The sequence below is a fragment of the Pseudomonas rossensis genome, assembly GCF_039888995.1.
Lineage (GTDB): Bacteria > Pseudomonadota > Gammaproteobacteria > Pseudomonadales > Pseudomonadaceae > Aquipseudomonas > Aquipseudomonas rossensis.
Window position 1 is genome coordinate 23,623 of record NZ_JBBWCB010000030.1, and the last position, 23,473, is coordinate 47,095.

Consider the following 23,473-nt stretch of genomic DNA (forward strand, 5'->3'; position numbering starts at 1 on the left):
CTTACGGCCATGCTACTCCATCGGCCTGAGGCGTGGCGTTGTCAAAAAGGCTTGTCGAAGGTGATTTTCGGCTCTTTCCACGGCCCCTTGACGGTGTATCGGACGCTGGCGAAACGCGCCACACGGTCACCGATCAGCTTATCGATCAGGAACAGCGCGCCGCCGATAGCCGGTGCACCGACGATCAGCGCGGCAATCGGCAGGTTGTTGGTCACAGGCAACGTCACCAGCAACTTGGCATCGACCTTATCGCCCACCAGGTCCAGCGTCCCGTTGAGTTCGATGTTACTCGACGGACCGGTCAGCCGGATCGGCTCACGCGTCACGTATACACCATTGGTCGCGACCAGCAGGCCTTTGACCCGGTCATAACTCAAGCCCTTGCCGAACAGGTCGGAGAAGTCCAGACGCAGCCGGCGGCCGATGGAGTTGAAGTTCAGCAAGCCAAACACGCGCAACGCCTGGGCGCTGCCCTCGACCTCAACAAACCGGCCTTTATTCAGTGAAGCATCGAGGGTTCCAGAGAAGCGCTTGGTGGCCAGCCAGGCCGGCGAACCGGGCCAGCGACCATCGACATCCATATGAAATTCTTCACTGGTGACACTCGGCGCAAAGCCCCAGCCCTTCAGTACATCGGCGAGATTCTTGCCGCTGATCCGGCCCTTGTACCAACTGCTGCTGGAACCGGGCATGCCTTCCCAACCGCCGCTGCCCTGCAGGAGAATGCCCTTGAGGCCCAGATCCAGCGTATTAAACGCAATGCCCTTGGCGGTCGGACGGACTTTCAGATACCAGGCCCCGACGAGGTCCTTGCCCTGGAACAGCTGATTGATGGTGATATCCAGCGCCGGGATCTTCGTCGGATCCACCGAGGCCAGCGGATCTGGCGCGTTTTCGTCGGCCAGGACCGCCGGGTCTGGCGCTGGTAAACGCACGTATTGCAGGTTGATCGCAATCGGCGCGCCTTTCGCATCGGGGATGCTGGCGCTGCCCTTGACCTGCTGGCTGTCGAGTTGCAAGGCCCACGCGGCAGGTTTTCGGTTCAACTGCACCGACGCCTGATCGAGCGTGGTACCGATCCCGCTGAGTTTTCCGACCTTGAAGTCCGCGCTGCTGAGCAACTGTTTGGCGTTGCCGCCCGGATCCTGGCCGGCGTACTTGTCTAGCAGGTCCTTCCAGGGGCGGACATCCAGTTCCGACAGCACACCGCGCACCCGCAGGCCTTTGGCGCCGGGTAGCACGGCATTACCGCCCCCCAGGAACAACTCGCCACGACCGTCGGCAAAGTTGCCGGCCGGCGCCGCAAACGTGAAGTTCGCCAGCTCACCGTAGTTGACCCAGTAGCGCCGCTCGGCCCCCTGCAGGGTCATGCGGAACGTGGTGTCGCGGCCGACGTCGGGCGCCATGCCGAACGGCGCCGGCAAATCGATTGCTACGCCCTTGAGGTTGGAGCTGACCATCAATTGACTGTCGGCCCCATCAAGGTTCAGTTGCAGCTGATAAGGGATCACACCGGACACTGGCAACGGCTGAGTCACACTCAGCCAGTCAGTCAGTTTCTTGACCTCGACCTGGCCCGAGGCGGCGACGCGAGTCTTGAGGTTGCCGGGGCCGCCATCGGCGAAAATCTGTGCAGTAACCGGTTTATCGAAGGCGCGCGCGGTGATGTTTTGCCCGCTCAAACCCTTGGTGCTGTCGAAACGGAAATCACCCTTGAGCTGAGTCAGCTCCAGGGTTGGCTCGGCCAGTTTCAGACGGGCCTTGGCGGTCTTGAAGTCGACTAGGATCTTCGGCTGCTCGCCTTTGACCAATGGAATGTCCAGTTTCAGTTTGCCCCGCAGATCGCCCTCGCCTTCCCAACCGGCAAAGGTGGCTGCGGTGCCGATCGGCGCTTCCTGGAGAATCTTCAGGCCATCGCCCAACCCGCCGGCGAATCCGCCGTCGAGGAACAGATGGACGTTTTGCCCCGCTGGCGCGTGGGGAATATTGACGTAAATGTCGCTGACCTGGGTATTGAGCAGTTGACCCTTACTGGCCAGGACCCGCACACCGCTGTCTTCAACAAACACGTCACCCGTGACGTTGCTGACAGGTGGCCAGCCTGGCTGGAAGGCCAGTTCGGCGTCGTGAACCTTGAAGAACAGGCTGATGCTGCGGGCAGTCTCGGCGGCCCCATGGTTCAGCGAACCCTGGTACTGGAAGAAGCCTTCGTCCACCGCACCTTTGAGAATCGCCGTACGCAGCCATTCGTCCAGCCCCGGGCTGAGCATTGTCGGCAAATACTTGGCGGTGTATCGACCGTCGCCGTCCACCAGACCGACCCGCAGGTCCATGTAGTCTTCCTGGGTGTGGTCGAAATGCAGGCGGATCAGAAAGTCGCCGGCAATCTTGCCCTCCTCGCCCAGCACCTTCAGGTACGGCGCGATCAAGGTGAAGGCTTCTTTATCGAGCTTCCAGGTCAGCCGGGCATTGGCCTGAATGTACTGCCATGGCTTGGCGAAGATCGGGTCCAGGTGCAGGGAAAAATCCTTGCTGTCCATGCGCAGCTCGCCACCGCCCAGATCACCACTGATGCTGCCACTGACATTTCGCGCCGCCGGAGCGCCGTGATAGGCATCGAAGCCGACCCGATCCAGGTTGGCGGCAAAGCTGAATTTGCTGTCGTCGGTTGCATTGGGCCGGAAGTCGATCAGTACGTTGCGCAGGCCACCGGTCACTTTGAGTCGCTCGACGGCGGTGGCAATGCCTTCGGGCAGCGGCCCCAAGGCATTCAGAATCGGGGTGATCGGGGTGAGATCGAGGCGGTCGGCTTGCAGATGCCATAGCTCTTCAGTCTTGTCGGTCGCCGCGTTTTGTTTGAGTTGCAGATGCGATTCCCAACGGGTCTCGCCGAGGGTCATGGCCAGCGAGTCCAGGGTGATCAGGACGCCTTCGGAACTGCGCTGGAAATAGCCATTGAGCGCCAGATTGTTGATCTGGATCGGCTTGCGCTCGGCGTACGCGCCCTTGAGTTGCGGCGCGTTCAAGCGAATCGCAGCACTTTGCAGGGCGCCCTTGTTCCAGTTCACCCAAAGCTCGCCGCCGGCCTTGAACTCGGAAAAATTCCATTGTTGGGTCAGGCGCTCAGGCAACCATTTCGACCAGTCGCTTTGCGGCAGGCTCAAATAAGCTTCGGCCTCGCCGTCTTTCCATTCACTGGCGCGCAGACGGGTACGCAGACTGATAGCCACCGGTTGTCCGTCGGGCAGGGTCAAACGGGCGTCGAGTCGCTGGCGGGAGACGCCGGTTTTCAGATTCAGCCCGACGTAAGTCAGGGTTAGAGGCTGCTCTTGCAGTGGCTGCAAAGTAACCTGGCTATCAAGCACCGACAGTTGTTGAACCATCTGCATGCGAGTGAGCAATTGCTCGGGATCCAGCGGCTGATCCTGCTGAACAGGTAAACCTTCCAGCGCCCAAGTCCCGTCCTCGCTTTCCTTGAGGCTGACCTTCAGACCGCTGAGTTCCAGGTGAGCGATGCGCACTTCACGAGCCATCAGACTGGCCCAAAGATCCGGCACCGCGCGCACCTGATCCAGACGCAAGGCATTGGCGCCCTCGCCAACCATCACGTCGTGAGCCAGCATAATCGGAGCAAAACCGCTCCAGTTGCCTTCCAGTTCGCCGATATTCAGCGGCATACCCAAGGCAGCGCTGGCTTTGGATTCGACTTCGGCACGGTACTCGGCCACCAGCGGCGTCAGCTCTCGTCCGAGGCTGACGTACAAGGCCATCAACACCAATACCAACGCACACAGCCCCAAACCCCAGCGGGTCAGTGCGGCCAAAATGCGTGTCAGACGTTCCATGTCAGTTGGCTCCCATGGCAAAAATACTGCAAAAAGCTGAGGCCAGCCGTTCTAGTACGGGTAAAAGACAGCGATTCAGAGCAGCACCACGTCGTATTGTTCCTGGGAATACATGGTTTCCACCTGGAACCGGATGGTGCGTCCGATAAAACCTTCGAGCTCGGCGACATTGCCCGATTCTTCATCGAGCAAACGGTCGACCACTTTCTGGTTTGCCAATACACGATAGCCTTCCGCCTGATAGGCGCGAGCTTCTCGGAGGATTTCGCGGAAAATCTCGTAGCAAACGGTTTCCGGCGTCTTGAGCTTGCCGCGGCCCTGACAGCTGCTGCACGGCTCGCACAGCACTTGTTCAAGACTTTCACGGGTGCGCTTGCGAGTCATCTGCACCAGGCCCAACTCGGTGATGCCGATGATGTTGGTCTTGGCGTGATCGCGCTCCAGTTGCTTCTCGAGTGTGCGCAGCACCTGACGCTGGTGCTCTTCATCTTCCATGTCGATGAAGTCGATGATGATGATCCCGCCCAGGTTGCGCAGGCGCAGCTGGCGAGCAATGGCAGTCGCGGCTTCGAGGTTGGTCTTGAAAATGGTTTCTTCGAGGTTGCGATGACCGACGAACGCCCCGGTGTTGACGTCGATGGTGCTCATGGCTTCCGCCGGATCGACCACCAGGTAACCGCCGGACTTCAGCGGGACTTTGCGCTCCAGGGCTTTCTGGATTTCGTCTTCGACGCCGTACAGGTCGAAAATCGGCCGCTCACCCGGGTAATGCTCAAGACGATCGGCGATTTCCGGCATCAGTTCGGCGACGAACTGTGTGGTTTTCTGGAAGGTTTCCCGGGAGTCGATGCGGATCTTCTCGATCTTCGGGCTCACCAGATCACGCAAGGTGCGCAGCGCCAGGCCGAGGTCTTCGTAGATCACACTCGGCGCGCTGATGGTTTTGATCTGCTCGTTGATCTGATCCCAGAGACGACGCAAGTAGCGGATGTCCATGAGGATTTCATCGGCACCGGCACCTTCGGCAGCGGTACGCAGGATGAAGCCACCGGCCTCTTGGATGCCTTCTTTGGCCACGCAATCAGTGACCACTTGTTTGAGACGTTCGCGCTCGGCTTCGTCTTCAATCTTCAACGAAATGCCGACGTGTGCAGTGCGCGGCATGTACACCAGATAACGCGATGGAATCGACAACTGAGTCGTCAGGCGCGCGCCTTTTGAGCCGATCGGGTCCTTGGTCACTTGCACCACCAGGCTCTGGCCTTCATGAACCAGAGCGCTGATGCTCTCGACCGCCGGGCCTTCGCGCAGGGAAATTTCCGAGGCATGAATGAACGCGGCGCGGTCCAGACCGATGTCGACGAAAGCGGCCTGCATGCCGGGCAATACCCGCACGACCTTGCCTTTATAGATGTTGCCGACGATCCCGCGCTTTTGCGTGCGCTCGACGTGGACCTCTTGCAGAACACCGTTTTCAACCACCGCCACGCGCGATTCCATCGGCGTGATGTTGATCAGGATCTCTTCACTCATGGCAGGGTCTCGTTCAGGCATGTTCACGATAATGGCCGCATCTTGTCAGTACGACGCTCAACGCGCGTTAAGGGTTTGCCAACAGGGTATGCCGAAATGGCCAAGCAGCTCAGCGGTTTCGCACAGCGGTAACCCGACCACCGCCGAGTAACTGCCATTGAGCCCGGCGACAAACACCGCGCCGAGCCCCTGAATGCCGTAGCCGCCGGCCTTGTCCTGCGGCTCGCCGCTGGCCCAGTAGGCCACCGCTTCATCGCGACTGATGTTGCGAAAACGCACCAGACTGCGCACGACCCGAGACTCGCAACGCTCACCCTCTCGCACCGCAATCGCCGTCAGGACTTCATGTTCACACCCGGACAACATCATAAGCATGGCGCACGCTTGCGCTTCATCAACCGGCTTGCCGAGAATTTTTCCGTCCAGCACCACGGCGGTGTCGGCGCCCAGCACGCAAAAATCTGCGGCGGACACGACGGTCCCACGCCCGGCCTCGGCTTTGCCGCACGCCAGGCGCTCGACATAGGCCGACGGGGATTCATTTTCTAAAGGGGTTTCATCGATGTCCGCACTGATGGCGGAGAACGGCACGCCGATCTGCGTGAGCAGTTCACGCCGACGCGGCGAGCCTGAGGCGAGGTACAGCTGTTTCATCAAGACCTCTCCTTGTCTAGTGCCGGTGCGGGCAAATGCCGGACCGAATTAATTGATTTTGTAGCGTCGACGCAAACCGCGCAAACCGTAACTGATCCACGGCCAGAGCAATGCGCTGACCAGTGCCGGCAAGACCAGCGCCAGCGTCGGCTGACGATTACCGGTCAGGGCACTGAGCCATAATTGAACAAGCTGCGCGAGGCCGAAGATCACCAGGATTACCAGGCTCTGTTGCCACATCGGGAACATGCGCAGGCGCTGTTGCAGCGCCAGCACCAGGTACGTGATAAGCGTCAGGATCAATGCGTTCTGGCCCAGCAGCGTGCCATAAAGCACGTCTTCGGCCAGGCCCAGGCTCCACGCGGTGACCATCCCGACTTTCTGCGGCATGGCTAACGCCCAGAATGCCAGCAGCAAGGCCAGCCACAGTGGACGGAGGATTTCCATGAATTGCGGCAGCGGCGAAACGCTGAGCAGCATGCCTATGGCGAACGTCAGCCAGACCATCCAGCCGTTTCGGGAGGCAGTAGCACCAACCATTATTCTCGTCCCCCAGTGGTAGCCGGCGCAGAGACAGGCGGTTTGGCTGCAGGCTTCACGGCAGCGGGTTGCGTGGCCGGCGGTTTAGCGGCCGCAGGTTGCGTCGCGGGCGGCTTGCTGGCGGCAGGTTTCGCAGGAGCGGGATTTGCCGCAGGTTTGGCCGGGGTTATGGCAGCAGGGGCAGCCGTCGGCGCTACCGGAATCGCCGGCGCAGCAACAGCAGCCGGGACAATGGCAGGTTTTGGTACTGTCGCTGGAATGATCGGTCCACCACCGTGCTGGTCCAAGGCTTCTTGAGCCTGGGCAGCTTCGTTGGCGCGCTCTTCGGCTGTGCGGCCGTCGGTGAACACCAGCAACAGGTAACGGCTGCGGTTCAAGGCGGCGGTCGGCACGGCACGCACAATAGCGAACGGCTGACCGGAATCGTGAATCACTTCCTTGACCGTCGCTACCGGGTAACCCGCCGGGAACCGCTGCCCCAGACCGGAGCTGACCAGCAGATCGCCTTCTTTAATGTCGGCGGTATCGGCTACGTGACGCAGCTCCAGGCGTTCCGGGTTGCCGGTGCCGCTGGCAATCGCCCGTAGACCGTTGCGGTTCACCTGCACCGGAATGCTGTGAGTGGTGTCAGTCAGCAACAGCACACGAGAGGTGTACGGCATCAACTCGACCACCTGGCCCATCAGGCCACGGGCATCGAGCACCGGCTGACCGAGGACCACACCGTCGCGCTCACCTTTATTGATGATGATGCGGTGGGTGAAGGGGTTGGGGTCCATGCCGATCAGCTCGGCCACTTCGACCTTCTCGTTCACCAGCGCGGAGGAATTGAGCAACTCGCGCAGCCGAACGTTCTGCTCGGTGAGGGCGGCAAGCTTTTGCATGCGGCCCTGCAACAGCAGGTTTTCGGTTTTGAGTTTTTCGTTTTCGGCGACGAGCTCGGTACGGCTGCCAAACTGGCTGGCCACACCCTGCCATAGCCGCTGTGGCAGGTCGGTGATCCAGTAAGACTGCATCAGTACCAGCGACATTTGGCTACGCACTGGCTTGAGCAGTGTGAAGCGGGCATCGACCACCATCAGCGCGACCGATAGCACGACCAGCACCAACAAGCGCACGCCCAGTGAAGGCCCTTTGGTGAAAAGCGGTTTAATAAGCCGCTCCTCCCAGGCAAATGTTCTCTTTATTCATACGGCATCAAACCGGCCTGGATGCAGACTGACAGAAGATAAACGCCAACAGGCAGCACTGCAAAGTGCTGCCTGCGCGCTCAACAGCATAGATGCGTCGGGCGAGATCACTCGCTCGACAGCAGGTCCATGGTGTGTTTATCCATCATTTCCAATGCACGGCCACCGCCGCGAGCAACGCACGTCAGCGGATCTTCGGCAACGATCACCGGCAGACCGGTTTCCTGGGCCAGCAACTTGTCGAGGTCACGCAACAAAGCGCCACCACCGGTCAGTACCAGACCACGCTCGGCGATATCGGAAGCCAGTTCCGGAGGCGATTGCTCCAGAGCACTCTTCACAGCCTGAACGATGGTGGCCAGGGACTCTTGCAGAGCTTCCAGCACTTCATTGGAGTTCAGGGTGAATGCGCGTGGAACGCCTTCGGCCAGGTTACGGCCACGAACGTCGACTTCGCGAACTTCGCCGCCCGGGTAGGCAGTACCGATTTCCTGCTTGATGCGCTCGGCAGTGGATTCGCCGATCAGGCTGCCGTAGTTGCGACGCACGTAAGTGATGATCGCTTCGTCGAAGCGGTCGCCGCCAACCCGTACGGACTCGGCGTAAACCACACCGTTCAGGGAGATCAGCGCGATTTCAGTGGTACCACCACCGATATCGACAACCATCGAGCCGCGAGCTTCTTCAACCGGCAAGCCGGCACCGATCGCAGCCGCCATTGGCTCTTCGATCAGGAACACTTCACGGGCACCGGCACCGAGGGCCGACTCACGGATGGCACGACGCTCAACCTGGGTGGATTTGCACGGAACGCAGATCAGCACGCGAGGGCTAGGCTGCAGGAAGCTGTTTTCGTGAACCTTGTTGATAAAGTACTGCAGCATCTTTTCGCAAACGCTGAAGTCGGCGATCACGCCATCCTTCATCGGACGAATGGCAGCAATGTTGCCCGGCGTACGGCCGAGCATGCGCTTGGCCTCGGTGCCGACAGCAACGACACTTTTCTGGTTACCGTGTGTCCGAATAGCCACAACCGAGGGCTCATTCAGGACGATACCGCGCTCGCGCACGTAAATAAGGGTGTTGGCAGTGCCCAGGTCAATGGAAAGATCGCTGGAAAACATGCCACGCAGTTTCTTGAACATGGGAAAGGGACCCTAGGCAACGCGTGGGTAAAAAAGTGCGGCAAACTCTAACAACGACAGGGATTTTGGGCAAGGCGCCAATATGTTAAATTGGCCGCTTTTCTGTGCACCAACCCCCACAATCGCGGCCTTATGACCGTAGAAATGCGGTAGTGTTCCGACAATCTAACACACGGATAGCATCCGTTCTGTTTTCCTTCCACTGGAGAATCCCATGACGCTTGAACGCTCCGACGTGGAAAAAATCGCTCATCTGGCCTGTCTTGGCCTTAATGATGCCGATCTTCCACACATCACTTCGGCCCTGAACAGCATTCTGGGGCTGGTCGACGAAATGCAGGCGGTCAATACCGATGGTATCGAGCCGCTCGCCCACCCACTGGAAGCCAGCCAGCGCCTGCGTGCAGACGTCGTGACCGAGACCAATCATCGCGAGGCCTATCAGTCCATCGCACCAGCGGTCGAAAACGGCCTGTACCTGGTTCCGAAAGTCATCGACTAAAGGGAAAGAGCCTGCAATGCATCAATTGACTCTGGCCGAGATCGCCCGCGGTCTCGCCGATAAAAAGTTTTCTTCCGAAGAGCTGACCAAAACCCTGCTGGCGCGTATCGCCCAGCTCGATCCGCAGCTCAACAGTTTCATCAGCCTCACCGAAGACCTGGCGCTCCAGCAGGCGAAAGCCGCTGACGCACGCCGGGCCAATGGTGAGAGCGGCGCCCTGCTTGGTGCGCCGATCGCCCACAAAGACCTGTTCTGCACCCAAGGCATCCGCACCAGCTGCGGCTCGAAGATGCTCGACAACTTTAAAGCACCGTACGACGCCACTGTCGTTGCCAAGCTGGCCGCCGCTGGTGCCGTGACGCTGGGCAAGACCAACATGGACGAATTCGCCATGGGTTCGGCCAACGAGTCGAGCTACTACGGCGCAGTGAAAAACCCGTGGAACCTGGAACACGTGCCCGGCGGTTCGTCCGGTGGTTCGGCCGCGGCCGTTGCCGCTCGCCTGTTGCCGGCCGCCACTGCGACCGACACCGGCGGCTCGATCCGCCAGCCGGCCGCGTTTACCAACCTGACCGGTCTGAAACCGACGTACGGTCGCGTTTCCCGCTGGGGCATGATCGCCTACGCCTCCAGTCTCGATCAGGGCGGCCCATTGGCGCGCACGGCCGAAGACTGCGCAATCCTGCTGCAAGGCATGGCCGGTTTCGACCCGCAAGACTCCACCAGCATCGACGAGCCCGTGCCGGATTACAGCGCCGGCCTCAACGGTTCGCTGCAAGGCCTGCGCATCGGCGTTCCTAAAGAGTATTTCAGCGCCGGTCTCGACCCGCGCATTGCCGAGCTGATCCACAACAGCGTCAAGGAGCTGGAAAAGCTCGGTGCCGTGGTCAAGGAAATCAGCCTGCCGAACATGCAACACGCGATCCCTGCGTACTACGTGATCGCCCCGGCAGAAGCGTCTTCCAACCTGTCGCGTTTCGACGGCGTGCGTTTCGGTTATCGCTGCGAAGACCCGAAAAACCTGGAAGACCTGTACAAGCGTTCCCGTGGCGAAGGTTTCGGCCCGGAAGTGCAGCGCCGGATCATGGTCGGCGCCTACGCGTTGTCCGCCGGTTACTACGACGCTTACTACCTGAAGGCGCAGAAGATTCGCCGTTTGGTGAAGAACGACTTCATGGCTGCCTTCAATGAGGTCGACATCATCCTCGGCCCAACCACACCAAACCCGGCCTGGAAGCTTGGCGCCAAGAGCAGCGACCCGGTTGCTGCGTACCTGGAAGACGTCTACACCATCACCGCCAACCTCGCCGGTCTGCCGGGCTTGTCCATGCCGGCAGGTTTTGTCGACGGCCTGCCGGTCGGCGTGCAATTGCTCGCCCCGTATTTCCAGGAAGGTCGCCTGTTGAACGTTGCCCACCAGTATCAGCTCAACACTGACTGGCACACCCGCACCCCAACCGGCTTCTGAGGAGAAACACATGCAATGGGAAGTCGTGATCGGGCTGGAGATTCACACCCAGCTCACCACCCGGTCGAAAATCTTTTCCGGTAGCTCCACCACCTTCGGTTCCGAGCCGAACACCCAGGCCAGCCTGATTGACCTCGGTATGCCTGGCGTATTGCCGGTGCTGAACCAGGAAGCAGTGCGCATGGCGGTGATGTTCGGTCTGGCCATCGATGCCGAGATCGGTCAGCACAACGTGTTCGCCCGTAAAAACTATTTCTACCCGGACCTGCCGAAGGGCTACCAGATCAGCCAGATGGAATTGCCGATCGTTGGCAAAGGCCACCTGGACATCGCGCTGGAAGACGGCACGGTCAAACGCGTCGGCATCACCCGCGCGCACCTGGAAGAAGACGCCGGTAAAAGCCTGCACGAAGAATTCAGCGGCGCCACCGGCATCGACCTGAACCGCGCCGGCACGCCGCTGCTGGAAATCGTTTCCGAGCCGGACATGCGCAGTGCCAAGGAAGCCGTGGCTTACGTCAAGGCTGTCCACGCGATGGTCCGCTATCTGGGCATTTGCGACGGCAACATGGCCGAAGGTTCGCTGCGTTGTGACTGCAACGTGTCGATCCGTCCGAAAGGCCAGGTTGAATTCGGCACGCGCTGCGAGATCAAGAACGTCAACTCGTTCCGTTTCATCGAGAAGGCGATCAACACCGAAGTGCAGCGTCAGATCGAGCTGATCGAAGACGGCGGCAGGGTGATCCAGCAAACCCGTCTGTACGATCCGAACAAGGACGAAACCCGTCCGATGCGCAGCAAAGAGGAAGCCAACGACTACCGTTACTTCCCCGATCCGGACCTGCTGCCGGTGGTCATCGAAGACTCGTTCCTCGACGACGTGCGCGCCACCTTGCCGGAATTGCCACCGCAGAAACGCGAGCGCTTCCAGGCGCAGTTCGGTCTGTCGGTCTACGACGCCAGCGTCCTGGCCACCAGCCGCGAGCAAGCCGATTACTTCGAGAAAGTCGTGAGCATCGGCGGCGACGCCAAGCTGGCGGCCAACTGGGTGATGGTTGAATTGGGCAGCCTGTTGAACAAACAGGGCCTGGACATCGATCAGTCGCCGGTCTCGGCCGAACAACTGGGCGGCATGCTGCTGCGCATCACCGACAACACTATCTCCGGCAAAATCGCCAAGGTTGTGTTTGAAGCGATGGCCAACGGCGAAGGCAGCGCGGACGAGATCATCGACAAGCGCGGCCTGAAGCAAGTGACCGACACGGGCGCGATCTCGGCAGTGTTGGACGAAATGCTCGCGGCCAATGCCGAACAGGTTGAACAATATCGCGCGGCAGACGAAGCCAAACGCGGCAAGATGTTCGGCTTCTTCGTCGGCCAGGCGATGAAAGCCTCCAAAGGCAAGGCCAACCCGCAACAGGTTAACGAACTGCTGAAAAGCAAGCTCGAAGGCTGATGAGCATGGAGCCAGCACTCAAAACTGGCTCTACCCCCTGTGGGAGCGAGCTTGCTCGCGATGACGGCGGCACATCCAACATTGATGTGACTGACAGTCCGCCATCGCGAGCAGGCTCGCTCCCACATTTGTTTCGGGAACACTTTTTTATGAAACGTCTGTTCAGTGCCTGCGCCCTGCTCTCTCTGCTGGCCGGTTGCGCCAGCACGGATGTTGTTGATCCACACGGCTACGACAAGACCGGCGTTGCCTCGTATTACGGCGCCAAACACCAAGGTAAACGCACCGCCAGTGGCGAGCGTTTCAACAAGAATTCCCTGACCGCCGCCCATCGCCAGTTGCCCTTTGGCACGCGGGTGAAGGTCACCAATCTGAACAACGACAAGTCCTGCGTGGTTCGCATCAACGATCGCGGGCCGCACACCCGTGGGCGCCTGATCGATGTTTCACATGAAGCGGCCGAACAACTGGGTATGCTCAGAAGCGGCACCGCGAAGGTTCGCGTGCAAGCCCTCGACGACTGATAGACGGAGCGCTGACCATTTTCGGACTTGCCGATTTACCCCTGATCAGCGTGATTGAATTGCTCAGTGGCCTGCTGTTGCTGATCGCCGGCGCCGAGCTGATGGTGCGCGCCGCCGTGCGCCTCGCCGCGCGCCTGCATGTACGACCGCTGATTATCGGCCTGACCATCGTCGCCCTCGGCAGCAGCGCACCGCAGATGGCAGTCAGCCTGCAAGCCACCCTGGCGCAGAACGCCGACATCGCCGTCGGCAGCGTGATCGGCAGTAGCATCTTCAACATCCTCGTCACACTCGGGCTCTCGGCGCTGATCATCCCGCTGCGGGTTTCACGGCAACTGGTGCGCCTGGATATTCCGCTGATGATCGGCGCCAGCCTGCTGGTGTTCGTATTGGCGTGGAACGAAGAACTGACCCGCGCCGATGGCGTGATGCTGCTCGCGGCACTGGCGCTGTATCTGGGCCTGCTGCTGCGCCAGTCGCGACACTCGGCCCGCCCGCAATCGACGACCCACGAAGTCCCGCAAGCGCCCTGGCTCAGCAGTCTGCTGATGATCGTCACGGGATTGGCGATGCTGGTCTACGCCGGGCACCTGCTGCTGGGCGCGGCGGTTTCGGTCGCGACCGATCTGGGGTTGTCGGAGCGGATCATCGGCCTGACCATTGTCGCTGTCAGCACCTCCCTGCCGGAACTGGCCACCTCATTGATCGCCGCCTTGCGCGGTCAACGCGACATCGCCGTGGGCAACGTGATCGGCAGCAACCTGTTCAATCTCTTGGGCGTGCTGGGTTTCACCGCGTTGATCGCTCCGACACCGCTGTCGGTATCGCCCAACGCCCTGGATTTTGACTTGCCGGTGATGCTCGGCGTCGCGGTGTTGTGCCTGCCGGTGTTCTATTCCGGTTACCGGGTGACCCGCGCCGAAGGTCTGCTGTTTTTGGGCTTGTATCTGGCTTACGGTCTGCACGTGGTGTCATTCACCACCGGCATGCCGCTGGCCGGCAAGCTTGAACACCTGATGCTGTTTTTTGTCCTGCCGGCGCTGATGGCGTTTTTGCTGTTCACGTCGCTGCGCGCCTGGCGTCGCCAACACCACAATAAGGAATTGCCATGACCGATGATAAAAAGCCTGGGGTTGAAGTACGCCGCCAAGTAATGGGCGACGCCTTCGTCGACCGTGCGCTGGGCAATGCCACCGAGTTCACTCAACCGCTGCAGGATTTCGTCAACGAGCACGCCTGGGGCAGCGTCTGGAACCGCGAAGGTTTGCCATTGAAAACCCGCAGCCTGATCACCCTCGCCGCGCTGACCGCATTGAAGTGCCCGCAGGAATTGAAAGGTCACGTGCGCGGCGCGCTGAACAATGGCTGCACCGTGGAAGAGATTCGTGAAGCGCTGCTGCATTGCGCGGTGTATGCCGGTGTACCGGCGGCCATCGATGCGTTTCGCGCGGCGCAGGAAGTGATCGATACTTACCAGAAGCCGGAGTAAGTCGCCGGCATTTACGGTGGCAGGTCCAACGCCATCGCGGGCAAGCCCGCTCCCACAGGGGAATGCATTCCAAATGTGTGTGCGGGCTTGCCCGCGATGAGGCCCTTCAAAACACCGCAAATCTTGAAGCTAAATCCACCCGCCCCACTGCAACAGGAAGATTCCGATGTTGGTGGTGACCGCTGCCATCAACGTGGTGATCACGATGATCGCTGCCGCCAGTTCATGATTGCCATTGGCCTGACGGGCCATGACAAAACTGGCCGCGGCGGTCGGGCTGCCGAAGTACAGAAACAGAATCCCCAACTCCGCACCACGAAAGCCCCAGAGCCACGCCCCCAGTGTCGCCAGCACCGGCAGGCCGATCATCTTCACCAGGCTTGAACTCAGCGCCATGTTGCCGCTTTTGCGCAGGGCCGCCAGCGACAGCGTGCCGCCAATGCAGATCAGCGCCAATGGCAGGGTGGTTTGCGCCAGGTATTGGCCGGACTTCTCAAGCCATCCCGGCAAGCTGATCTGGAAGTAGGCAAACGGCGCCGCCGCAAACACGCTGATGATCAGCGGATTGACCATCACACTTTTGCAGATACTCCAGGGGTCGGACTTGATCACCGGGCTGTACACCGCCAGCACGATGGTCGAGAGCGTGTTGTAAAACAGGATGACCAACGCCGCGAGAATCGCACCGAGGGATATCCCGTAGTCGCCGTACATGCTTGCCGCCAACGCGAGGCCGATCACCCCGTTATTGCCGCGAAAGGCGCCCTGGGTGTAGATCCCCCGGTCTTCCCGCGGGCACTTCCAGATCGCCCAGCCCCAGGCGATGGCAAAACACACCAGCGTCGCCAGCGAGAAATAGATCAGCAGCGCCGGTTGCAACGCGGCGTGCAGGTCGGCATGCAGGATGCCCAGAAACAGCAACGCCGGCATGGTGACGTTAAACACCAGGGCCGACGCAGTGTGGATGAAGTTGTCGTTGATCCAGTCGATGCGTTTGAGCAGCACACCCAGAAACAGCATGGCAAACACCGGCGCGGTGATGTTCAGGGTTTCGAGGAAGATAGCCAGCATGCCGGGGGTAACCTTGGGTGAGCGTCGTTAGGGGGCTAATGATAAGCCACCCGGTCCTTCGCCGTCTGGTCGGCCGCCTTCGCGAGCAAGCCCGCTCCCACAAGGATTGCGCTGAACCTGTGGGAGCGAGCTTGCTCGCGATGCAGGCGACTCGGTCTTAAGTGATGGGCGCAGGGTTGAACAAGGTAATGTCGTTATGCAGCCTGTGCTTCTCCGCCCACGTCTGCTGCTTCCCACAAGCCACATCCAGGTAGTAGTGAAACAACTCCCAGCCAAGGTCTTCAATCGAGGCGCGCCCGGTCGCAATCCGTCCGGCATCGATGTCGATCAAGTCCGGCCAGCGCTGCGCCAGCTCGGTCCGGGTCGACACCTTCACCACCGGTGCCATCGCCAAACCATACGGCGTGCCACGCCCGGTAGTGAACACATGCAGGTTCATCCCCGCCGCCAATTGCAACGTCCCGCAGACAAAGTCACTGGCCGGGGTCGCACAGAAAATCAGGCCTTTGCGCTTGAACCGCTCACCAGGACCCAGCACCCCGTTGATTGCGCTGCTGCCGGATTTGACGATCGAGCCCAGGGACTTCTCGACAATGTTCGACAACCCGCCCTTCTTGTTCCCCGGCGTGGTGTTGGCGCTGCGATCCGCTTCGCCCTTGGCCAGGTAACGGTCGTACCAATCCATTTCCCGCACCAGTTCCTGAGCAACTTCCTCAGTCTCTGCGCGGGAAGTCAGCAGGTAAATCGCGTCGCGCACTTCGGTGACTTCGGAAAACATCACCGTCGCACCTGCGCGCAATAACAGGTCCGAGGCATAACCCAACGCCGGGTTGGCGGTGATGCCGGAAAACGCATCGCTGCCGCCGCACTGCATGCCCAGAATCAGCTCGGACGCCGGCACGGTTTCCCGGCGACGCTGATCGAGCTTCTTCAAACGGGTTTCGGCCAACGCCATGATCTGCTCGATCATCTCGGTGAAACCGTGACTGGAATCCTGCAAGCGGTACAACCACGGATCACTCAAATCCACCGAGCTGTCGTTCTCGTGCATCACCTGCCCGGCCTGCAATTTCTCGCAGCCCAGGCTGATCACCAGCGCCTCGCCACCCAGGTTCGGGTTGCGCGCGAGGTTGCGCACCGTGCGGATCGGGATGTACGCGTCAGTCGCGGTAATCGCTACACCACAGCCGTAACTGTGGGTCAGCGCGACTACGTCATCGACGTGCGGATACTTGGGCAGCAACTCGTCCTTGATGCGCTTGACCGCATGGTCCAGCACGCCAGTGACACACTGAACAGTCGTGGTAATCCCGAGAATGTTGCGCGTGCCGACGGTGCCGTCGGCGTTGCGATAACCCTCGAACGTGAAGCCTTCCAGCGGTGCCTGCGCTGCCGGCACTTCGGTGGACAGCGGCAAGCTGTCCAGCGGTGGCGCGGTGGGCATGCGCAGTTGATCTTCCTTTACCCAGCTGCCGCGCGGAATCGGCTGCAACGCGTAGCCGATGGTCTGGCCGTAACGAATCACCTGGCCACCCACGGGAATGTCCTCGAGGGTGACCTTGTGGCTCTGCGGCACGAAGTCCACCGTCACCAGGCCATCCGGGAACTCGGTACCGGCCGGGACGCCTTGGTCATTGACCACGATCACGACGTTGTCCCGCTCGTGCAGGCGGATGTAGCGCGGCGAGTCGGAATGTTCAATCAACTGCATGACGCCGCTCCTCAGGAATGCGCTTGAGACAATTTGTTATTGGTTTCAGGACCGCTGACGGGCGGCTCCTTGAGTACCACACGTTTGATCGGACCCACGATCACCAGGTAGCTGAATACCGCCACCAGGGCGTTGCAACCGACAAACACTAGCGCCCATTTGAACGAACCAGTGGAGCTGATGATGTAGCCGATGACAATCGGCGTGGTGATCGAAGCGATGTTGCCGAAGGTGTTGAACAGACCACCACTGAGACCGGCTATCTGTTTTGGCGAGGTGTCAGACACCACGGCCCAACCCAGCGCACCCACGCCTTTGCCAAAGAATGCCAAGGCCATGAAGCCGACAACCATCCATTCAACGTCCACGTAGTTACAGGCCACGATGCTGCTGGAGACCAGCAAGCCAGCAATGATCGGCGCCTTGCGGGCGAAGGTCAGGGAATGGCCTTTGCGCAGCAGGTAGTCGGAAATCACGCCGCCGAGCACGCCACCAATGAAGCCGCAGATCGCCGGCAACGAGGCGATGAAACCGGCCTTGAGGATGGTCATGCCGCGCTCTTGCACCAGGTACACCGGGAACCAGGTCAGGAAGAAGTAGGTGATGCCGTTGATGCAGTATTGGCCCAGATACACGCCGAGCATCATGCGGTTGGTCAGCAACTGGCGGATGTAGTCCCACTTCGGACCGTCGACCTTTTTGCCTTTGTCCTGGTCCATGTCGACCATGCCGCCGTTATCGGCGATGTGCTTGAACTCGGCGTCGTTGATCATCGGGTGCTGGCGCGGGCTGTAGATCACCTTCAGCCAGATCCCCGAGAAGATGATGCCGATCACCCCCATGACGATGAACACGTGCTGCCAGCCGAAGCTGTAAACGATCCAACCCATCAGCGGCGCAAACAGCACCGTGGCGAAGTATTGCGCCGAGTTGAAAATCGCAGACGCCGTACCGCGTTCAGCGGTCGGGAACCAGGCCGCCACAATGCGTGCGTTACCGGGGAAGGATGGCGCTTCGGCCAGGCCCACCAGGAAGCGCAGCATGAACAGCGCAACCACCGCCGTGGACATGCCGAACTCACCGACATAGCCCTGCAGCACGGTGAACAGCGACCAGGTGAAGATGCTGAGCGCGTAGATTTTTTTCGAGCCGAAACGGTCCAGCAACCAGCCACCGGGAATTTGCCCGGCCACGTAGGCCCAACCGAATGCAGAGAAGATGTAACCGAGGGTGACCGCGTCGATGCCGAGGTCTTTTTGCAGGCTGGAGCCCGCGATGGCGATGGTAGCCCGGTCGGCATAGTTGATCGTGGTCACCAGAAAAAGCATGAGCAAAATCAAATAGCGGACATGGGTCGGTTTGGTCGCTTGCATGTAGATGTACTCCCACTGATTATTTTTATGCGCGGGTGAAACGGGTGCATTCCCTGTAGGAGCTGTCGAGTGCAACGAGGCTGCGATCTTTTGATCTTTAAAAGCAAAGATCGCAGCCTCGTTGCACTCGACAGCTCCTACAGGGGGTTGCGGTGTTCGGTTGAGCCGGACACCGCGATGTATCAGGAGCCGATGTAGCTGGTCTTCACCACGGTGTAGAACTCTTGCGCGTAGCGACCTTGCTCGCGGGAGCCATAGGATGAACCTTTACGCCCACCGAATGGAACGTGGTAATCCACGCCCGCCGTCGGCAGGTTGACCATCACCATCCCGGCCTGGGAGTGGCGCTTGAAGTGGTTGGCGTACTTCAACGACGTGGTGGCGATGCCCGCCGACAGGCCGAATTCGGTGTCGTTGGCCATGGCCAGCGCTGCTTCGTAATCGGCAACGCGAACAACGTTGGCCACCGGGCCAAAGATTTCTTCACGGCTGATACGCATCGCGGCTTCGCTGTCGGCAAACAGGGTTGGCGCGAGGTAGTAACCTTCGGTGTCGCAAGTCACCAGACCACCGCCGCTGACCAGACGTGCACCTTCGGACTGGCCGATGTCGATGTACTTCATGTCTTGTTCAAGCTGAGCCTGGGAAACCACCGGACCAATGTCGGTGCCGGTTTTCAGCGCGTGACCGACCTTGATCGACTTCATGCGCTCGGCCACGGCTTCGACGAACTTGTCGTGAATCCCGGCGGTGACGATAAAGCGGCTCGATGCCGTGCAACGCTGGCCGGTGGAGTAGAACGCGCTCTGCACCGACAGCTCGACCGCTTGCTTGAGGTCGGCGTCGTCGAGAATGATCTGCGGGTTCTTGCCGCCCATTTCCAGTTGAACCTTGGCCTGGCGCGACACGCAGCTGACCGCGATCTGACGACCGACGCCCACGGAACCGGTGAAGCTGATGCCGTCGACTTTCGGGCTCTGAACCAGCGCATCGCCAACCACTCGACCGCTGCCCATCACCAGGTTGAACACGCCGGCGGGGAAGCCTGCGCGGGAAATGATTTCAGCCAGCGCCCAGGCGCAACCCGGCACCAGATCGGCCGGTTTCAGCACGACGCAGTTGCCGTAGGCCAGGGCCGGGGCGATTTTCCACGCTGGGATCGCGATCGGGAAGTTCCATGGTGTGATCAGACCGACCACGCCCAGCGCTTCGCGAGTCACTTCGACGTTCACACCCGGACGCACCGACGGCAGATAGTCGCCGGACAGGCGTAGGCATTCACCGGCGAAGAACTTGAAAATGTTGCCGGCGCGGGTCACTTCGCCGATGGCTTCGGGCAGAGTCTTGCCCTCTTCCCGAGCCAGCAAGGTGCCGAGCTCTTCGCGGCGGGCGAGGATTTCGCTGCCGACTTTATCCAGCGAATCGTGGCGAGCCTGAATGCCCGAAGTGGACCACGCCGGGAACGCGGCGCGAGCGGCGTCGATGGCGGCGTGAACCTGGGCCAGATCGGCCTTGGCGTATTCACCGATGGTGTCGGTCAACTCCGACGGGTTGATGTTGGTGGAGTAGTCGGCGCCGGCAACCCATTGGCCACCGATGTAGTTATCGAAACGCTTTGAATCAGTCACAGACCTTCCCCTTAAAAAGAAGTCCTCACACAAAAAGCCGCTAATCACTCAGCGGCCTTGTTTAATCGGTTGTTATTGCGCGCCTTGCTTGTCGATCAGCGCGGCCAGAGCTTCGTACTCTTCTGGCAGCAGATCAGTCAGCGGCGCACGCACAGGACCTGCGTCATAGCCTGCAATTTTTGCCCCGGCCTTGACGATGCTCACCGCGTAACCGGCTTTGCGGTTGCGGATGTCCAGGTACGGCAGGAAGAAGTCGTCGATGATCTTGCCAACGGTGGCGTGATCTTCGCGGGCAATGGCGTGGTAGAAATCCATCGCGGTCTTCGGGATGAAGTTGAACACCGCCGAGGAGTAAACCGGTACGCCCAGTGCCTTGTAGGCTGCGGCGTAGACTTCGGCGGTCGGCAAACCGCCCAGGTAGCTGAAGCGATCACCGAGGCGGCGACGGATCGACACCATCAACTCGATATCGCCCAGGCCATCCTTGTAGCCGATCAGGTTCGGGCAGCGCTCGGCCAGACGTTCCAGCAGTGGCGCGGTCAGGCGGCAGACGTTGCGGTTGTAAACCACCACGCCGATTTTTACCGATTTGCACACAGCTTCAACGTGGGCCGCAACGCCGTCCTGGCTGGCTTCGGTCAGGTAGTGCGGCAGCAACAACAGGCCTTTGGCGCCCAGACGCTCGGCTTCCTGTGCGTATTCGATGGCTTGACGAGTCGAACCGCCAACGCCGGCCAGAATCGGCACGCTGGTTTCGCAGGTGTCGACGGCAGTCTTGATGATTTCCGAATATTCGCTGGCCGCCAGAGAGAAGAACTCACCGGTGCCGCCCGCGGCGAACAATGCCGAGGCGCCGAATGGGGCCAGCCATTCAAGACGTTTGATATAGCCCGCGCGATGGAAGTCGCCCTGAGCATTGAAATCGGTAACCGGGAAAGACAGCAGACCGGAAGAGAGGATGGACTTCAGTTCTTGTGGATTCATTATTCGAACACCCTGGGTAGCGACGTATGTGTGTGAGAAAACCGTTCAGCCTTCGCCGAAGTTGTAGGTCATCGCACAACTTAAATAACAACCGTCAACTGCATTTCATCGCCAACCGCAGAATTTGAGTCGGAAAGGTATTTTCTTGACGTAGGAAATTTCTCATCTATGATCCAGATAACTGTATATACATACAGTTATTTTTTGATCGTACCGACGACATATCAAGGAGATAGAAATGTCAGGTCTACACGCACAACCGAAGGAAAAACCAAAACAGGTCATTGCCGAACTGGATGATCTTTTTACCGAACATGGCATCCCTCTCATTGAGGAAAACCAACACGTGGGCTTGCAGATTGCTGATCATCACAACTCTGCGCCTGCCCTTCCCGCGTCGCTGACCACAGCCCCCGGTAAAGCCCTGAAAGGCAAGCCACAGCTGAGGTTCGAGGGTGGCGAACACACCTCTATCGGCGACAGCACACTGCTGCGTTTCATCAAGGACGCACCTGCTATCCCGGCTTCACAGGTGGAGCTGCATTTACCCAATGGGCTAGCGCTGACCTATGGCCAGGTCGTTGCGCTGGGGGGTGATTTCTATGGAATTCCCGATCAACCGATAAGCGAAGGCGCGACAGGCGCCGACCGAATCCAGCGCTTTACCAACGCCTTTAACTCGCTGGCCGTACTGCCTGCTTCTAACGCCGAGGCCAAGCTGATCCTCGGTGTCATGCAAAAGGAAATCGCCGCGATCAAGCAGGCGATCAAGGACGGTAAACAACCTCACGAAGCCTATGACGCCCTCGGTGATACGTTGTCGGAAGAGTGGAACAAGATCACCGGCGGCGGCAGTGTCGTCTCGGCGTTGTTCCCATTTGGCCGCTACCTGAAACTGGCCGCCAACAATGCCGATCACTTCGCCGAATGGGCGCTGCTGGCCTATATCGCCGGGCACACCGCAGCGGTGCAACAAGCGGTTCTGGCCCACACCAGCGGCGATGAAAAGCAGTTGGAGCTGGCCTATGCGATGAACGCTTTTGCCGATCACTACCTGACCGACCTGTTTTCCGCCGGCCACCTGCGAGTGCCGCGCAAGCAATTGGCAGCGGTGGTTACACCCAGCGATCTGGGTTCGTTGATCACGCGTTTCATGCACGACGAAGACAGCAAGTTCGGCCTCAATGTGCGCAATGGCAACGGCGATCAATGGCGCGCGTATGGGGACAAACGCTACTTCGACGGCCTCTCCAGCGCCAATCGCACCCAGGTGAATCAGGCGGTTCAGGTGTCGGCGGATGAAGTGTTCGCGGCTTATCTCAGTGGAATCGCACCGTCGGCCGCCAATTTCGGCGCCTTGAAAAAGATGCCTGATCTGCAAGCAGTATTGAACTCGGCGAGCAACTTCTCGCCGCTGTTCAGGGTCGAGGGCAACAAGGTGCTGCGGCGCAAGGACGTCAACAACCTGAACGACACCGCCACCGTGGACGACTGGTGGGGCTGGAGCACTTATTTGCTGCTCAAGGATTACAAACCGACTGGCAACGTTGCCTGATAAGGAGATCGATGATGACTATCAAATTGAAACTGGAATTGGCCTCGGGCCAATCGCTGAAGGGGGCGCCGTTGGAGTTGTTGGCCAAGGGAGTGCCGATTGCTCGGGCGGTAGTTGATGAGCATGGGCATGTGACATTCGATGCCAAAGCTGGGGCTTCTGAGTGGGCCGTGAGAGTGGATCGTTCGATTCTCAGGACCGGCTGATTCCCCGCACCTGATCGTTCCCAGAGCGTGGGAACGATCTCATTACTCAGCCCATTTCACCCACCACTCGTCGGCACTGTCATTTATGACAGTAGCCGAACAACTGTCGCTGCGGCCTAAATGGTTCCGGGGTTAACGAACCGGCTCCGCCAACGCAGCACTGCATTCGCGCCTATTCAAACGGTTTGATAAAACGTTAAAAGGATTTTGATCATGACTGCACAACTGAAAGCCCTCGAAGCACCGGTGCTTAAAGAAGCCGTCGAAGGGGTACTTTACGTTCATAACCTGATTGACCCGGCACATGGTGTGGTTTGGCCATATCCGTATGCTGCAGCAGGCGACAATGTTGAATTCACGGTACAAACTTCAACCGGCAATACTTGGGTCGGTTTGATCGCACTGACGCAAGCCTCGGTGGGAAAACCCGTCACTTTCTCTATTCCGAAAGAAACATTTGCGAAAGGTCTAGTTTTAGACGCCACCGCTAAACTGCAATACAGCGTAACCAGTGCCTCTGGTAATCAGGCTCATTCCGCTGATCTGGTTGTTCAACTAAAACCATAAACCGCAATCAGCGCTGCGCCTCTGCCTCTTCA

Annotated in this window: 20 protein-coding genes; 9 read left to right on the forward strand and 11 right to left on the reverse strand. The window is 59.7% G+C overall.

All coding sequences use genetic code 11. The annotated features are described in order from the left end of the window. Positions 1–41: 41 nt before the first annotated feature. From WLY71_RS10840 to mreB, 6 genes are all read right to left on the reverse strand, one after another. A complete protein-coding gene (locus WLY71_RS10840; protein WP_347803539.1) occupies positions 42–3,845 on the reverse strand; it encodes a YhdP family protein in 3,804 nt (1,267 codons plus the stop codon). Between the two features lie 75 nt (positions 3,846–3,920). Beyond that, on the reverse strand, positions 3,921–5,378 hold the full coding sequence (gene rng, locus WLY71_RS10845; RefSeq protein ID WP_033058026.1) for a ribonuclease G: 1,458 nt from the start codon (positions 5,376–5,378) through the stop codon (positions 3,921–3,923). A gap of 57 nt (positions 5,379–5,435) precedes the next feature. Continuing rightward, positions 5,436–6,032: a Maf family protein gene (locus tag WLY71_RS10850; protein ID WP_347803540.1), complete on the reverse strand. Its 597-nt coding sequence runs from the start codon at positions 6,030–6,032 to the stop codon at positions 5,436–5,438. Positions 6,033–6,080: 48 nt separating this feature from the next. Beyond that, positions 6,081–6,572: a rod shape-determining protein MreD gene (gene mreD, locus WLY71_RS10855; protein ID WP_347803541.1), complete on the reverse strand. Its 492-nt coding sequence runs from the start codon at positions 6,570–6,572 to the stop codon at positions 6,081–6,083. Continuing rightward, positions 6,572–7,726 (reverse strand): rod shape-determining protein MreC, encoded by a 1,155-nt coding sequence (gene mreC, locus WLY71_RS10860; RefSeq protein ID WP_347803557.1) that lies wholly within the window; start codon positions 7,724–7,726, stop codon positions 6,572–6,574. Before mreC ends, mreD begins: the two co-directional genes overlap by 1 nt. A gap of 143 nt (positions 7,727–7,869) precedes the next feature. Then, entirely contained in the window at positions 7,870–8,907 is a 1,038-nt protein-coding gene (gene mreB, locus WLY71_RS10865; protein WP_002555108.1) for a rod shape-determining protein MreB, read from the reverse strand. A 214-nt stretch (positions 8,908–9,121) separates the two neighbouring features. On the opposite strand from mreB, the gene gatC reads away from it, so the two are divergent. The 6 genes from gatC (at position 9,122) to WLY71_RS10895 (ending at position 14,346) form a co-directional block, all read left to right on the forward strand. Continuing rightward, the gene (gatC, locus tag WLY71_RS10870) at positions 9,122–9,409 is read left to right on the forward strand and encodes an Asp-tRNA(Asn)/Glu-tRNA(Gln) amidotransferase subunit GatC (RefSeq protein ID WP_008026876.1); all 288 of its coding nucleotides are present in this window, start codon (positions 9,122–9,124) and stop codon (positions 9,407–9,409) included. Positions 9,410–9,425: 16 nt separating this feature from the next. Beyond that, positions 9,426–10,877 (forward strand): Asp-tRNA(Asn)/Glu-tRNA(Gln) amidotransferase subunit GatA, encoded by a 1,452-nt coding sequence (gatA, locus tag WLY71_RS10875; protein WP_129438508.1) that lies wholly within the window; start codon positions 9,426–9,428, stop codon positions 10,875–10,877. A gap of 10 nt (positions 10,878–10,887) precedes the next feature. After that, complete coding sequence (gatB, locus tag WLY71_RS10880; RefSeq protein ID WP_347803542.1) at positions 10,888–12,333, forward strand: Asp-tRNA(Asn)/Glu-tRNA(Gln) amidotransferase subunit GatB; 1,446 nt, start codon at positions 10,888–10,890, stop codon at positions 12,331–12,333. Between the two features lie 149 nt (positions 12,334–12,482). After that, positions 12,483–12,857 carry a septal ring lytic transglycosylase RlpA family protein gene (locus tag WLY71_RS10885; protein WP_347803543.1) on the forward strand — a complete coding sequence of 125 codons (375 nt, stop codon included), beginning with the start codon at positions 12,483–12,485 and terminating at the stop codon, positions 12,855–12,857. A gap of 50 nt (positions 12,858–12,907) precedes the next feature. After that, a complete protein-coding gene (locus WLY71_RS10890; protein WP_347803544.1) occupies positions 12,908–13,969 on the forward strand; it encodes a calcium/sodium antiporter in 1,062 nt (353 codons plus the stop codon). Next, positions 13,966–14,346, forward strand: coding sequence for a carboxymuconolactone decarboxylase family protein (locus tag WLY71_RS10895; RefSeq protein WP_123365263.1), 381 nt, complete (start codon positions 13,966–13,968; stop codon positions 14,344–14,346). Before WLY71_RS10890 ends, WLY71_RS10895 begins: the two co-directional genes overlap by 4 nt. A 129-nt stretch (positions 14,347–14,475) precedes the next feature. On the opposite strand, the gene WLY71_RS10900 is transcribed toward WLY71_RS10895, so the two are convergent. The 5 genes from WLY71_RS10900 to kdgD all read right to left on the reverse strand — a co-directional run bounded on the left by WLY71_RS10900 (position 14,476) and on the right by kdgD (position 21,113). Then, positions 14,476–15,417, reverse strand: a complete 942-nt coding sequence (locus WLY71_RS10900) for an AEC family transporter (protein ID WP_347803545.1) — start codon at positions 15,415–15,417, stop codon at positions 14,476–14,478. A 157-nt stretch (positions 15,418–15,574) separates the two neighbouring features. Next, complete coding sequence (gene garD, locus WLY71_RS10905; RefSeq protein WP_347803546.1) at positions 15,575–17,128, reverse strand: galactarate dehydratase; 1,554 nt, start codon at positions 17,126–17,128, stop codon at positions 15,575–15,577. Between the two features lie 11 nt (positions 17,129–17,139). Beyond that, the gene (locus WLY71_RS10910) at positions 17,140–18,501 is read right to left on the reverse strand and encodes an MFS transporter (protein ID WP_347803547.1); all 1,362 of its coding nucleotides are present in this window, start codon (positions 18,499–18,501) and stop codon (positions 17,140–17,142) included. A gap of 182 nt (positions 18,502–18,683) precedes the next feature. Continuing rightward, positions 18,684–20,129, reverse strand: coding sequence for an aldehyde dehydrogenase family protein (locus WLY71_RS10915; RefSeq protein ID WP_347803548.1), 1,446 nt, complete (start codon positions 20,127–20,129; stop codon positions 18,684–18,686). 72 nt (positions 20,130–20,201) lie between these two features. After that, on the reverse strand, positions 20,202–21,113 hold the full coding sequence (kdgD, locus tag WLY71_RS10920) for a 5-dehydro-4-deoxyglucarate dehydratase (RefSeq protein WP_347803549.1): 912 nt from the start codon (positions 21,111–21,113) through the stop codon (positions 20,202–20,204). A 238-nt stretch (positions 21,114–21,351) separates the two neighbouring features. Here kdgD and WLY71_RS10925 point away from each other — a divergent pair, with 238 nt between their 5' ends. From WLY71_RS10925 to WLY71_RS10935, 3 genes are all read left to right on the forward strand, one after another. After that, on the forward strand, positions 21,352–22,668 hold the full coding sequence (locus WLY71_RS10925) for a phospholipase (protein WP_347803550.1): 1,317 nt from the start codon (positions 21,352–21,354) through the stop codon (positions 22,666–22,668). A 14-nt stretch (positions 22,669–22,682) separates the two neighbouring features. Next, complete coding sequence (locus WLY71_RS10930) at positions 22,683–22,874, forward strand: hypothetical protein (RefSeq protein WP_347803551.1); 192 nt, start codon at positions 22,683–22,685, stop codon at positions 22,872–22,874. A gap of 213 nt (positions 22,875–23,087) precedes the next feature. Then, positions 23,088–23,441: a hypothetical protein gene (locus WLY71_RS10935; protein WP_347803552.1), complete on the forward strand. Its 354-nt coding sequence runs from the start codon at positions 23,088–23,090 to the stop codon at positions 23,439–23,441. The last annotated feature ends 32 nt before the right edge of the window (positions 23,442–23,473 follow it).